The 12,911-nt window shown below is 68.7% G+C and carries 13 protein-coding genes; 4 read left to right on the top strand and 9 right to left on the bottom strand.

Features of this window, described 5'->3' with window-relative positions; genetic code table 11:
* Positions 1–31: 31 nt before the first annotated feature.
* From ASE31_RS30265 to ASE31_RS30300, 8 genes are read right to left on the bottom strand one after another with little or no spacing between them, the layout of a single operon-like run.
* A complete protein-coding gene (locus tag ASE31_RS30265; RefSeq protein ID WP_057206900.1) occupies positions 32–1,147 on the bottom strand; it encodes an aromatic ring-hydroxylating dioxygenase subunit alpha in 1,116 nt (371 codons plus the stop codon).
* 42 nt (positions 1,148–1,189) lie between these two features.
* Positions 1,190–2,149 (bottom strand): PDR/VanB family oxidoreductase, encoded by a 960-nt coding sequence (locus tag ASE31_RS30270; protein ID WP_200961184.1) that lies wholly within the window; start codon positions 2,147–2,149, stop codon positions 1,190–1,192.
* Between the two features lie 29 nt (positions 2,150–2,178).
* Positions 2,179–2,736, bottom strand: a complete 558-nt coding sequence (locus tag ASE31_RS30275; RefSeq protein WP_057206905.1) for a MarR family winged helix-turn-helix transcriptional regulator — start codon at positions 2,734–2,736, stop codon at positions 2,179–2,181.
* A gap of 29 nt (positions 2,737–2,765) precedes the next feature.
* Positions 2,766–3,482, bottom strand: a complete 717-nt coding sequence (locus ASE31_RS30280) for an ABC transporter ATP-binding protein (protein ID WP_057206906.1) — start codon at positions 3,480–3,482, stop codon at positions 2,766–2,768.
* Between the two features lie 5 nt (positions 3,483–3,487).
* Positions 3,488–4,246, bottom strand: coding sequence for an ABC transporter ATP-binding protein (locus ASE31_RS30285; protein WP_057206908.1), 759 nt, complete (start codon positions 4,244–4,246; stop codon positions 3,488–3,490).
* Positions 4,243–5,244: a branched-chain amino acid ABC transporter permease gene (locus ASE31_RS30290; protein WP_057207100.1), complete on the bottom strand. Its 1,002-nt coding sequence runs from the start codon at positions 5,242–5,244 to the stop codon at positions 4,243–4,245. Before ASE31_RS30290 ends, ASE31_RS30285 begins: the two co-directional genes overlap by 4 nt.
* A gap of 11 nt (positions 5,245–5,255) precedes the next feature.
* Positions 5,256–6,113: a branched-chain amino acid ABC transporter permease gene (locus ASE31_RS30295; protein WP_057206911.1), complete on the bottom strand. Its 858-nt coding sequence runs from the start codon at positions 6,111–6,113 to the stop codon at positions 5,256–5,258.
* Between the two features lie 39 nt (positions 6,114–6,152).
* Positions 6,153–7,337 (bottom strand): ABC transporter substrate-binding protein, encoded by a 1,185-nt coding sequence (locus ASE31_RS30300; RefSeq protein ID WP_057206913.1) that lies wholly within the window; start codon positions 7,335–7,337, stop codon positions 6,153–6,155.
* A 280-nt stretch (positions 7,338–7,617) separates the two neighbouring features.
* On the opposite strand from ASE31_RS30300, the gene ASE31_RS30305 reads away from it, so the two are divergent.
* Positions 7,618–8,508, top strand: a complete 891-nt coding sequence (locus ASE31_RS30305; RefSeq protein WP_235514814.1) for a chromate resistance protein ChrB domain-containing protein — start codon at positions 7,618–7,620, stop codon at positions 8,506–8,508.
* A 14-nt stretch (positions 8,509–8,522) separates the two neighbouring features.
* Complete coding sequence (gene chrA / locus ASE31_RS30310) at positions 8,523–9,905, top strand: chromate efflux transporter (protein ID WP_082604458.1); 1,383 nt, start codon at positions 8,523–8,525, stop codon at positions 9,903–9,905.
* Here chrA and ASE31_RS30315 read toward each other — a convergent pair.
* Entirely contained in the window at positions 9,902–10,786 is an 885-nt protein-coding gene (locus ASE31_RS30315) for a LysR family transcriptional regulator (protein ID WP_057206917.1), read from the bottom strand. The two genes, chrA and ASE31_RS30315, sit on opposite strands and share 4 nt — an antisense overlap.
* A gap of 219 nt (positions 10,787–11,005) precedes the next feature.
* Here ASE31_RS30315 and ASE31_RS30320 point away from each other — a divergent pair, with 219 nt between their 5' ends.
* Positions 11,006–12,019, top strand: a complete 1,014-nt coding sequence (locus ASE31_RS30320) for a tripartite tricarboxylate transporter substrate binding protein (protein WP_157412717.1) — start codon at positions 11,006–11,008, stop codon at positions 12,017–12,019.
* A 2-nt stretch (positions 12,020–12,021) separates the two neighbouring features.
* Positions 12,022–12,911: amidohydrolase (locus tag ASE31_RS30325; protein ID WP_369819507.1), on the top strand; the 890-nt coding region annotated here is incomplete at its 3' end.

Raw genomic sequence — 12,911 nt, forward strand, 5'->3', positions numbered from 1 at the left:
CCAGCGCACGCCACAGGTGCGCCGCCCTCGCTCAGGCTGCCCCACCCCGTTGCTGCTCCAGCAGCTTTGCCACGATGCGCCGCGCCCGGTTGCCGCCCACGTCCACGTGGATGTCGGTCCAGGTGGCACGCTCGCCGAACTGCAGCATGTTGCGGTACTGGGCCTCGATGATCGCGCGGTCTTCGTCGAAGGTGAAGGCGGTCTGCTCGATCACGGCCTCGATGTTGTCGGGCATGTCGGGGTGCTTGGTGCTCGACATGCTCCAGAAGTAGTGGCAGGTGTCGTCGGTCTCGGGGGTGATGCCGTGAAAGCCGCGCATGTGAAAGCCGCCGCGCCCGGGGTCGTCGATGGCGTCGGTGCCGGGCTCCACGGCACCGGTCCAGATGCGCAGGTGGCTCACGTCGAACTCGATTTCCTGCCAGCGGTCGCACTGCTCGCCAAAGGGCCAGGCGGCCTTGTAGGTGGGCGGCGGCGTGGAGCCGGGCATGAGGCGCACGACCTTGACGCCGTCGCCTTCAGAAGTGACCTTCATCTCGGCGTTCATGTGCAGGCGCGCGTTGCCGCCGATGGTCTTGAGGTGCACATAGCCCAGGTGGCTAAGGTCCAGCAGGTTGTCGTGGATGAGCTGCCAGGGCGCCTGGTAGTGGTAGTTGCCGCTGCCGAATTTATAGCGAGGGTCGTCGTGGTAGGGGTAGTCGGGCGGGGTTCTGGTGGGCTCGGCGCCCTCGGCCTTGGGCATCCAGATCCAGACGATCTGGTTCTTCTCGACCACGTGGTAGGCCCGGACCCTGGCCTTGGACGGAATGCGCTCCTGGCCCGGAATCTCGATGCACTGGCCGCTGGGCGCGTACAGCATGCCGTGGTAGCCGCAGCGCACGCCGGTGCCCTCCACGGTGCCGCACGACAGGGGCAGAGAGCGGTGGCAGCAGCGGTCTTCCAGCGCGGCCACCTGCCCGGCCCCGGTGCGGAACAGCACCACCTTCTGGCCCAGGAAGGTGCGAGCAAGGGGCTTGTCCGCGAGCTCGGAGGAGAAGCCGGCCACGTACCACTGGTCGAGCGGAAAGCGGCCGGGGTCCGGGGCTGCGGCGCTGGTGGAGGGCTTCGTCTTGATCTCGCTCAACGGGATGCAGGCGGTGGGGGTGTTCATGGGATGTCTCCTCTTGTCGTCAGGGATGGTGGGTGGTGGTGCTCAGAGTTCCAGCACCAGCAGCGGCGTGAGCGCCCTGGAGCAGCACGGCGTGAACTGGTCGTTGGCGGCGCGCTCCGCCTCGGTCAGAAAGGTGTCGCGGTGGTCGGGCACGCCTTCGAGCACTCGGGTCAGGCAGGTGCCACACACGCCGGATTCGCAGGAGTACGGCACGTCGATTCCTTCGGCCACGAGCACCTCGATCACGCTCTTGCCCGCAGGGATCTGGAATGTCTGGCCGGAGTTGGCCAGGCGCACGCCGAAGCTGCCGTCCGATGCGAGCGCGGTGGCGGTGCCGGCAAAGAACTCGCGGTGCAGCTGCGCCTCGGGCCAGCCATGGCGGCGGGCGGTATCGAGCACATGGTTCATGAAGCCGGCAGGGCCACACACGTAGAGATGGGTGCCGGCCTCGGGGTGGGCCAGCACTGCATCCGCATCAAAGCGCTGGGCCTCGGGGCCATCGTCGGCATGCACCTGCACCTGGGCGGCGAACGGGGCCTGCGCCATGTCATGCACAAAGGCCATGCGGGCAGCGGCCCGGCCGCAATAATGCAAATCGAAGCTCTCGCCCGCGCTGTGCAGCGCCTGCGCCATGGCCCAGAGGGGGGTGATGCCAATGCCGCCGGCCAGCAGCAGGCTGCGGCGCGCGCCAGGCACCAGCCCGAAATGGTTGCGCGGCGCGCTGATGGTGAGCGCCTGGCCCACCTGCACCTGCTCGTGCATGCCCGCCGACCCGCCGCGCGAAGCCGCTTCGCGCAGCACGGCAATGCGGTAGTGGTCAACGGTGGCCGGGTGGTTGCACAGCGAATACTGGCGCACCAGGCCAGGAGCCACATGCACGTCGATATGGGCGCCGGCCGTGAAGGCTGGCAGGGCCAGCCCCTCGGGGTGCGCCAGCTCGAAGCTGCAGATGCCTTCGGCTTCTGCGCGCCGGCTGCGGACGATGACTTGCATTGCGTTCATGGTGGGTGTGGCGTGGTCGCCGGGTTGTCTCAGTCGCCGGCCTTGCGCTGACCGGCGGGCTTGGGAAAGTGTCTCTTCGCATAGTCCTGCGTGGCGGCATCCACTGCGGGCAGGTTCTCGTGCAGGCGGCGCAGCATGCTCAGCAGCAGGTCCACTTCACCCTGGTCCAGCACGGACAGGAAGGCGCGCTCGCGCTCCAGCGCCATGCCCATGATCTGGCCGTGCAGCGCCCGGCCCTCGGGTGTGAGCACGGCGATGCGCAGGCGGCCATCGGTCTTGTCCAGCTCGGTGGTGATGAGCCCGCGCTCCTGCATGCCCTTGAAACAGCGGCTCACCGAGCCCTTGTCCATGCCGATCACCTTGGACACCTGCTGGGCCGATATGGAACCCTCGATGGCCAGCAGCACCAGGCAGCGCCAGGTCTCGATGCCCACGTCGAAGATGTCCAGGTAGTGCTGCGAGGCCCCGCGCGAGAGCTTGTTGGCAATCCAGGTCAGGTAGGCCGGTACGTAGCGCTCCAGGTCCACCACGCTCTGCGCGTCGGGGAGCTGCACGTCGGAAGGCTTGCTGGCTTTCTTTTTGGTCATAGTCGATTCAATACGGAGTAAGAGGGTTTTCAGTGGACGGCCATGCCCACCCAACGCTCTAGCGTAGCTTCGTCTTCCAGCAGTTCTGCGGCGCCGGCTTCATGGACCACCGTGCCATGGTCCAGCACCACGGCGCGCTGGGCGTAGCGCAGGGCTTCGTCCACCTGCTGCTCCACGATGATGGTGGCGATGCCGGTCTGCTGCGCCATGTGGGCGAACGCACGCAGCAGCTCCTGGCGGATCAGCGGGGCCAGGCCCTCCAGCGGTTCGTCCAGCAGCAGCAGGGTGGGCCGGCCCAGCAGCGCGCGGGCCACCGACAGCATCTGCTGCTCGCCGCCCGACAGCTGGGTGCCGCCATTGCGCCGGCGTTCGGCCAGGCGCGGGAACAGGGCGTAGGCCTCGTCGAGCGCGCTGCGCGGGCGGCGCTTGAGGCCGGCCAGCAGGTTCTCCTCCACCGTCAGCGAGGGGAAGATGTCGCGCGTCTGCGGCACATAGCCCAGGCCCCGCTCGGCACGCTGGTGCGGCAGCAGCGCGGCAATGTCCTGTCCCATGAAAGTGAGGCTGCCGCTGCGCAGGGGCACCAGGCCCATCACGGCGCGCAGCGCGGTGGTCTTGCCCACGCCGTTGCGGCCGATCATGGCCAGGCGCTCGCCGGCGTGGACGTCGAAGGACAGGCCGTCCAGCACGGTGGTGGGGCCGTAGCCGGCCACCACGTTCTGCAGACTCAGCACAGGTGAGGAGTTCATGGTTCTCAAGCTCCCAGGTAGGCGGCGCGCACGCGCGGGTCGCGGCGGATCTCGTCGGGGCTGCCATCGGCCAGCACGGCGCCTTCGGCCAGCACCACGATGCGGTTGGCAAAGCGGAACACCAGGTCCATGTCGTGCTCGATGATGAGCACGGCCAGGTCGCCGGGCAATGCGGCCAGTGCGGCCAGCAGCCGTGCGCCATCGCCCTTGGGCACGCCGGCCATGGGCTCGTCGAGCAGCAGCACCTTGGGCCGCAAGGCCAGGGCCAGCGCCATCTCGATAAGGCGCTGCTCGCCATAAGCCAGGTCTTGCGTGGCTGTGGCGGCATGGGCCTGCAGCCCGAAGCGGGCCAGGATGTCCTGGGCCTCGGCCTGCAGCGCGGGGTAGCCGTCGATGCTGCGCCACAGGCGGCCCGTGAGGCCCTCGCGCTCGAACAGCGCCAGCTCGATCTGCCGCTGCACCGCAAAGTGCGGCGCCAGCGTGGTGATCTGGAAGGTGCGGGCCAGCCCGGCGCGCACGCGCTGGGCCTGGCTGGTGCGCGTGACGTCGGCACCGCGCAGCCAGATCCGGCCGGCACTGGGTTCCAGCACGCCGCTGATCTGGTTGACCAGCGTGGTCTTGCCCGCGCCGTTGGGGCCGATCAGCGCCAGCCGGTCGCCCGCGCGCAGCTGAAAGGAGACATTGCGCGTGACATGCAGCCCGCCGAAGCGCTTGTCCAGCGCCTGCACATCCAGCAGGGTGTCGGGGATCGCATGGCCGCTCATCGCACACCTCCCGCGCGCTGGCGCAGCCAGGCCCAGGCCTTTGCGGGCGGCACCAGCACCACCAGCATCAGCAGGCCGCCCACCACGAAGAGCCAGTGGTAGGGGTTGATGGACGCGGCCGTGTGGTGCAGCAGCGTGAACACCGTGGCCCCCACCAGCGCACCGGTGAGCTGCCCTGCCCCACCCAGGATGAGCATGACCAGCGCCTCGGCCGAGAGCGCGAACGAGAGGCTGTCGGTGCCCACCACCGCATTGGTCTGGGCCGACAAGGCGCCTGCAGCACCCGCCAGAGCACCTGCCACCGTATACAGCAGCCACAGCCGGCGGAACACAGGCGTGCCCAGCGCGGCCATGCGGGCGCGGTTTTCATGGATGCCGCGCACCGCTAGGCCAAACGGCGACTGCACGATGCGCTGAGCGGCATAGAACAGCAGCACCAGCACCACGAGCGAGTACACGGCAGCCACCTTGCCCTCCAGGTCAAACGCAAAGCGGCCCAGCAGCGGCGCCATGGCAAAGCCCGATAGGCCGTCGTCGCCACCCGTCCAATTGCGCGCCTTCTGCACCAGGCTCAGCACGATCTGCGAGACCGCCACCGTCAGCATGAGAAAGGTGAAGCCCTGGTAGCGCAGCAGAAAGGCGCCCGAGACCAGCGCCGTGAGAGCGCCTGCCGCCATGCCCACGCCCAGGCCCAGCAACGGGTCGGCATGGCCATGCAGCGCAAAGATGCCGGCCGCGTAGGCGCCCAGGCCGAACAAGGCCGCATGCCCCAGCGTGGCCAGGCCCGCCACGCCCACCACCAGGTCGAGCGAGAGCACGAACAGGCCGGTGATGAAAATGCGCGTGATGAGCCCCAGTTGGTCGGGGAACACGGCGCAGGCCACCAGGCCCGCGACCAGCAGCAACAGGGGTGCGCGCCAGGCAGGCGCACAGCGCGGTGCCGCCTGGGCAGGCTGCACGGGCGTGGCCACGGCGGCGGCTTGCACAGGGTGGGTCATGGTGGGATTGCTCATCGCTTCAGGAGACCATGGGGGCGCCAGGCCAGCAGTGCGGCCATGGCGACAAAGAAGAACAGGCTGCCCCATTCGGACGCCAGGTAGCGGCTGGCAGTCTCGATGGTGCCCAGCAGCACGGCGGCAGCCAGCGAACCGGCAATGCTGCCCATGCCGCCCACGGCCACCACCACGAGCACCAGCACCAGGTACTTGAGGGCGTAGTACGGCTCCAGCGGCATGAGCTCGGCACCCAGGATGCCGCCGAAGCCGGCCAGCGCGGCGCCGGCCGCAAAGCTGGCGCACTGCACGGTGCGGATCGGTATGCCCAGGGTGGACGCGGTGCCGCTGTGGTCCACTGCGGCACGCAGCCACACGCCAAAGCGGGTGCGCGTCACCGTCCACGCGGCAGCCGCTGCCACGGCCAGCCCGGCACCGATCACCAGCAGGCGCTGCGCCGGCAGCGTGCGAAAGCCCAGGTCCACCGAGCCGGCCAGCAGCGGGGGCAGCGTGATCAGTTGCACCTGCGGGCCGGCAATGGCGTTGGTGGCGGCGATCAGCACAAAGCTCAGTCCGATGGTGAAAAGCACCTGGTCCAGCTCCTTACGGCGGTACAGGTGGCGCAGCACCAGCGCTTCGAGCACGGCACCCAGCAGCGCGGTGGCGGCAATCGCCAGGGGCACGGCCAGCCAGAAGCTCCACTGTGCCTCGCGGGTGAGCCAGGCCGCGCAATACCCACCCACCATGGCAAAGGCGCCATGGCTGAGGTTGACGAAACGCATCAGGCCGAGCGTGACCGACAGGCCGACGGCAATGACGAACAGCACCATGCCGTAGGCCAGCCCGTCGATCAGGATGTTGAAAAAGGTGTTCACGGTGGCAGCGACTTCAGTGCAGACCTGGGGGTGCGTGGCTTACTTGTCGAGCCCGTAGTCGCCGTGCGGGCCGAAGCTCTGCACCTCTTTGTTGACCAACTGGCCACCCACGCGCTCCACCTTGCGCAGGTAGACGTTCTGGGTGATGTGCCGGGTCTTGGCATCAATGCGCACCGGGCCGCGCGGGCTCTCCCACTGCAGGGTGCGGGCGGTGGCCAGGGCCTTCGCGCCGTCCTTCTTGCCGCCGGTGGCCTCGATCATCTTGTGGATCACGTACATGCCGTCCCACGCGCCCACCGAGGCGTAGTTGGCCACGGCAGCGGGGTCGCGCTTCTTGAGGGCGTCGACGAATTTCTTGTTCTCGGGCGAGTCATGGGCACCGGAGTAGTGGAACGCCGTGGTCAGGCCCAGGGCCGAGTCGCCGAACTTCTGCAGATCGAACTCATCGGTCTCGGCCGTGCCCAGGAACTGCACGCCGGCCTTGGCCAAGCCGTTCTCGTTGTAGGCCTTGACGAAGCCCAGGTTGGGCGGGCCGCCGGGCAGGAAGGTGTACACCGCCTGCGCGCCACTGGCCTTGATGCGTTGCACGAAGGGGCCGAAGTCGGTGGTGGCGATGGGCATGCGGATGCTCTCGACCACCGTGCCGCCCTGCTTGGCAAACTCGGCCTTGAATGCCGTCTCGGCGTCGATGCCGGGGCCGTAGTCGGTCACGGCCGTCACCACCTTCTTCATGTCCTGCTTGGCGGCCCACTGGGCGATGGGCACTGTGACCTGCCACAGCGTGTAGCTGGTGCGGATGAAGTACTCGGACTTCTCGGTGATGGCCGAGGTGGCGGCGTTGAAGATGACGGTGGGCGTCTGGGACTGCTGGATCAGCGGCGCCACGGCCAGCGCGTTGGGCGTGAAGACGAAGCCACCCAGGTAGTCCACCTTGTCCTTGACGATGAGCTCCTGCACCAGGGTCTTGGTCTGGCCGGGGTTGGGGCCACCGGTGTCGCGGTAGATGAACTCGATCTCCTTGCCCGCGAGCTTGCCGCCCTGGCTGGCCACATAGGCCTCGGCCGCCGCCTTGAACAGTGCGCCGTAGTGTGCGAACGGCCCCGAGAACGGCCCCACCACCCCCACCTTGACGGCAGTGCTTTGCGCCTGCGCCTGCACGGGGGCAAGGGCCAGGCCGGATGCGGCAAGCAGCGCGCAGGCAAGGGTGCGACGGGTCGGGTTCATGGGGAGTCTCCTGGGTTGGACGCCTGCGTGGCAATGCGCTCGCAAGTCGTGTTGATATGCGTCAAATTATGGTTGGTTTACCAACCAGTTGCAATACCAACTTGTTAGGGGTTTTCCCGGAACGGACGTGCATTGGCAGGGCCAGGGGTGCCAGCGCTTGCGACGGAGAGTGCGTCAAAGACTCCTGCTAAGATTTGCGCATCGGGAATCCAGCCTCCCGAATCCTCACGGATAGATGGTGTCCCATCCAAGCGCTGATCACTCTTTGCCGGAGTCATCCGTGGACACCTCTATGGGCAACGCCCTTCCCCTTTCCGTTCTTCCCCAAGACCTCGCCGCCCGCATCGGCACGCCCCGTGCCCCGCTCATCCTGGATGTGCGCCGGCGGCCCCGCTTTGCCGAGAGCACGCACCTGCTGGCCAGCGCGCGGCACTGCACACCCGAAGACATCGCCGCCCTGGCCGCCAACGCCCCGCCCTGTGAGGCCGTCGTGTACTGCGTGTACGGCCATGCCGTGAGCCAGGAGGCTGCGGCCGTGCTGCGGCAGGCGGGCTGGAATGCCCGCTTCCTGGCGGGAGGGTTCGAGGGGGGCGAGCCCGGCGTCGACACGCCCGAGGACCTGGCCCGCTGGCGCGCCGTGCGGCCCCTGGCGCTGCGCAAGCGGCCCGACCTGGGCGTGGATGGCACGGCCCCATCGCGCTGGATCACCCGCGCACGGCCCCAGATCGACCGCATTGCCTGCCCCTGGCTGGTGCGCCGCTTCATCGACCCGCGCGCGGAGTTCCTCTACGTGGAAGCGGCGCAGGTGCTGCCCGAGGCGCAGCGGCTCCATGCCGTGGCCTACGACATTCCCGGTGCGCCCATCACGCACGAGGGCGCGCTGTGCAGCTTCGATGCGCTGCTGGCCGCGTTGGGACTGCAGGCCGACCCGGCCCTGGCTGCGCTGGCCCGCATCGTGCGCGGTGCCGATACCGACCAGCTGCAACTGGCGCCGCAGGCCGCAGGGCTTCTGGCCTTGTCGCTGGGGCTTTCGCAGCTGCACGCCAGCGACGACCTGGGCATGCTTGCGGCGGCCATGCCCGTGTACGACGCGCTCTACGCCTGGTGCCGCCAGGGGGTGACAGGGCCGCAGGAAAGCCACCGCTGGGCGCCCGAAGGCGTGCCAGCATGACCGATGTGAATGAAATGACCGACACGAGCAACCTGGCCACGATGGCCGACAAGGGCGGCGCCGCCGCCGCCGATGCACGCCCCGCCGACGTGGGTTTCGCCCAGGCCCTGTGGTTCTGGCTCAAGCTCGGCTGCATCAGCTTTGGCGGGCCGGCAGGGCAGATCGCGATCATGCACACCGAGCTGGTGGAGCGGCGCCGCTGGATCAGCGAGAAGCGCTTTCTGCATGCGCTCAACTACTGCATGGTGCTGCCCGGCCCCGAGGCGCAGCAACTGGCCACCTACATCGGCTGGCTGATGCACCGCACGCGCGGCGCTCTGGTGGCGGGTGGGCTGTTCGTGCTGCCCTCGCTGGTGCTGCTGATACTGCTGTCCTGGGTGTACATCGCCTATGGGCACCTGCCCGTGGTGGAGGGCATCTTCTACGGCATCAAGCCGGCGGTGACGGCGCTGGTACTGCATGCAGCCCACCGCATCGGCACGCGCGCGCTCAAGAACCGTTGGCTCTGGGGCATGGCGGCGGCAGCCTTCGTGGCCATCATGGCGTTCAGCGTGCCCTTCCCGGCCATCGTGCTCGCGGCCGCGCTCGCCGGGCATGTGGCCGGGCAGCGCTGGCCGCAGCTGTTCACGGCCGGAGGCCACGGCAGCGCCCAGCGGGGCTATGGGCCCGCGCTGATCGACGACGACACACCCACGCCGGCCCATGCCCTCTTCAGCCGCAAGCGCCTGGCGCAGGTGTTGGCCGTGGGCGGCGGCCTGTGGCTGGCGGCCATGGGGGTGCTGGTGGCGCTGGTGGGCTGGGAGGGCACGCTCACGCAGATGGGCTGGTTCTTCACCAAGGCGGCGCTGCTGACCTTTGGCGGAGCCTATGCCGTGCTGCCCTATGTCTACCAGGGTGCGGTGGAGCACTACCACTGGCTCGACGCCAGGCAGATGATCGACGGCCTGGCGCTGGGCGAGACCACGCCCGGCCCGCTGATCATGGTGGTGGCCTTCGTGGGCTTTCTCGGCGGTTGGCTGCACAACGTGCTCGGGCCCGACGCGGCCTTCTGGTCCGGCGCGCTGGCGGCATCGGTGGTGACCTTCTTCACTTTTTTGCCATCGTTCGTGTTCATACTGGCCGGCGGGCCGCTGATAGAGACCACGCACAACCAGTTGCGCTTCACGGCGCCGCTCACGGCCATCACCGCCGCCGTGGTGGGCGTGATCCTGAACCTGGCCCTGTTCTTCGCCTGGCACGTGTGGTGGCCGCAGGGCTTTGCCGGTGGGGTGGACATCGCGTCCGTCGCCATCACCGTGCTGGCCGGTATGGCGCTGTTCCGCTTCAAGCTGGGGGTGCTGCCGCTGCTGGCCGGCTGTGCGCTGGCGGGCCTGGCCCTGCGCATGCTGGGCGGCTAGTCCTTCAGAAGTTCCTGCACCAGTGTGCGCACGATGGGCATGGCCGGGGCTTCGGCGCGGCCGGCCAGCGTGACCAGGCCGAACAGCGCGGTGGTGATCTCCCCGGGCACCATGGGCAGCTCCACCAGGTCGGGCGCGGCAGCGCGCACGGCCAGCAGGATGGCGTCGCTCTTGCGCACCACCTCGACCAGGCTGGGTATCTCTTCGCAGCGCAGGGTCACGCAGGCGGCGGGGTGCGCCTCGGGGCCGTAGGTTTCCATGAGCCGGCGCGCCACCTCATCGCTGAGCGGGGTGGAGGCGATGGGGTAGTCCTTGAGCATCTCGAAGCGCACGCCGCCGCGCTTGCGCAGCAGCGGGTGGCCGCGCCGCACCATGAAGGAGCCGCGGATCTCGCAGACCAGCTCGGTGCGCAGGTCGGTGGCGGGCTGCAGCGAGCGGGCGTCGATCACCAGGGCGTCGAGCTGGCGGTCGCGCAGGGCCTGCACCAGCCGGTCGGTGCTGCCGCGCGAGATTTCCAGCGTGAGCTGCGGGTGGCGCGTAGCCACCTGCATGAGCAGCGGCGTCATCAGCAAGGCGCCGGGGCCCGAGCCCAGGCCGATGCGGATGGCGCCGCCCTCGCCCTGCTGCATGCGCTGGCCCAGGGCATGCAGCTCGGCGGCATCGTCCACCAGGCGCTGGGCGCGCTGCAGCACCTGGCGGCCAAAGGGCGTGAGTTCGCTGCGCCGGCCGATGCGGTCGAACAGCGGCAGGCCGAGCTCGTCCTCGATGGCGCGGATGCTGCGGCTGAGCGCGGGCTGCGTGAGGTGCATGGCCTCGGCCGACTTGCTGAACGAGCCGGTCTGCGCCAGCGAAATGAAGTGCCGAAGCTGCACCAAAGTCATGCCGGTTGCCCCCTTCTGGTGCAAGAAAATTGAATAACTTCAACTCATGCTAACCCACTTTGCAATGCATTGGACGCGCAGATAGCCCAATCCTAAGATGGCCCGACTGACCTGCCACAGCCCCCGACAAGAGAAGCGTGGCGGAACCAGGGGTGTCGAAGAAATGGAGACCATGGGATGCCATGGCCGCTTACCAATCTGTCTGCAAGGGATCGATCAATGAACACAACGATTGCGATGAAACGCCTGCTCGCCACACTGGCCGGGCTCACGGGCCTGGTGCTCGGCGCCAGCCCCCTGGCCGCGCTGGCCCAGGCACCCAATGCCTACCCCGCCAAGCCGGTAAGCCTGATGGTGCCTTACCCTGCGGGCGGCCCGTCCGACGCGATGGCCCGCATCCTCAACACCCCCATGACCCGCGAGCTGGGCCAGCAGGTGATCGTGGAGAACCTGGGCGGCGCAGCCGGCGCCATGGCCGCGCAGAAGGTGCTGGCCGCGCCGGCCGACGGGTACTACATCTTCCAGGGTTCGCCCAACGAGGCTATCCTGGCGCCGCTGGCCAATGCCGCAGTGAAGCTGCGCACGGAGGACTTCCGCCTGGTGCACCCGGTGTCCGACGCGGCCATGGTCTTCGTGACGCGCAAGGACCTGGGCGTGAACAGCGTGGACGAGCTGATCGCTCTGGCACGCACGCCGGGCAAGGACCCGCTGAGCTACGGCAGCGTGGGCATCGGCTCGCTGTACCACCTGATCCTGGAGAAGGTGCAGCAGACCACGCACACCACCATGCAGCACATCCCCTACAAGGGCAATGCGCCCTTGCTGCAGGACCTGGGCGGCGGGCAGCTCGACTTTGCGGTGCTGGTCTACAGCTCGGCCATGGGCGCCATGGCCGACCAGGGGCGGCTGAAGATCATTGCCCAACTGGGCGCGCAGCGCTCGGAGATGCTCAAGAACATTCCCACGGTGAGCGAGGGCAAGGCCCTGCCCAACTTTTCGTACAAGATCTGGACCGGCTTCATGGTGCCCAAGAAGACGCCCGAGCCCGTGGTGCAGCGCCTGCACCAGGCCATCGGCCGCGCGCTCAAGGACCCGACCGTGCACACCCAGCTGGCAGCGCAGTCCATGGTGGCATCGCCCGCGATGACGCTGGCCGAATCCACCGCCTTCTTCGAGAGCGAAACGGCCCGCTACCGCCAGATCGCCCGCTCCATCAACCTGCAGCCGCAATGACGATGACGACAATGAACAGCAGCTTGTTCGACACCCTGCAGGAGCGCGCCCGCGAGTTCATCGCCCTGCGCCGCGACATCCACCGCCACCCGGAGCTGGCCTTCGAGGAGCAGCGCACGGCCGAACTGGTGGCGGAGCGGCTGGAGCGCTGGGGCTATGCGGTGGAGCGCGGCATCGGCGGCACCGGGGTGGTGGGCAGGCTGGTGCGCGGCCAGGGCCCGCGCCTGGGCCTGCGCGCCGACATGGACGCCCTGCCCATCACCGAGGCCACGGGCGTCGCCTGGAGCAGCGCCCACCCGGGCGTGATGCACGCCTGCGGGCACGACGGCCACACCGCCATGCTGATGGCGGCGGCCTGGTACCTCGCGGAGCACGGCCAGTTCAGCGGCACGCTGAACCTGATCTTCCAGCCCGCCGAAGAAGGCGGCGGCGGCGCGCTGCGCATGATGGCCGACGGTTTGTTCGAGCGCTACCCCTGCGATGCCGTGTTTGCCATGCACAACATGCCCGGCGTGGAACAGGGCCACCTGCTGCTGCGCGAGGGACCGGCCATGGCGTCGAGCGACTACGCCACCATCACCCTGGAGGGCGTGGGCGGCCACGGCGCCATGCCGCACGTGGCCATCGACCCGGTGGTGGCTGCGGCCAGCCTGGTGATGGGGCTGCAGACCATCGTCTCGCGCAATGTCGACCCGCAGCAGATGGCCGTGGTGACGGTGGGCGCGCTGCACGCCGGCCAGGCCAACAACGTGATCCCCGCCAGCGCCGTGCTGGAGATCAGCGTACGCGCCATGGACAGCGGCGTGCGTGCGCTGCTGGAGCAGCGCATCCGCGCGCTGATGGACGCCACCGCCACGGGCTACGGCGTGGTGGCCCGCCTCGACTGGCGGCC

The sequence above is a fragment of the Acidovorax sp. Root217 genome, from assembly GCF_001428645.1.
In the GTDB taxonomy this organism is placed as follows: Bacteria; Pseudomonadota; Gammaproteobacteria; order Burkholderiales; family Burkholderiaceae_C; genus Acidovorax.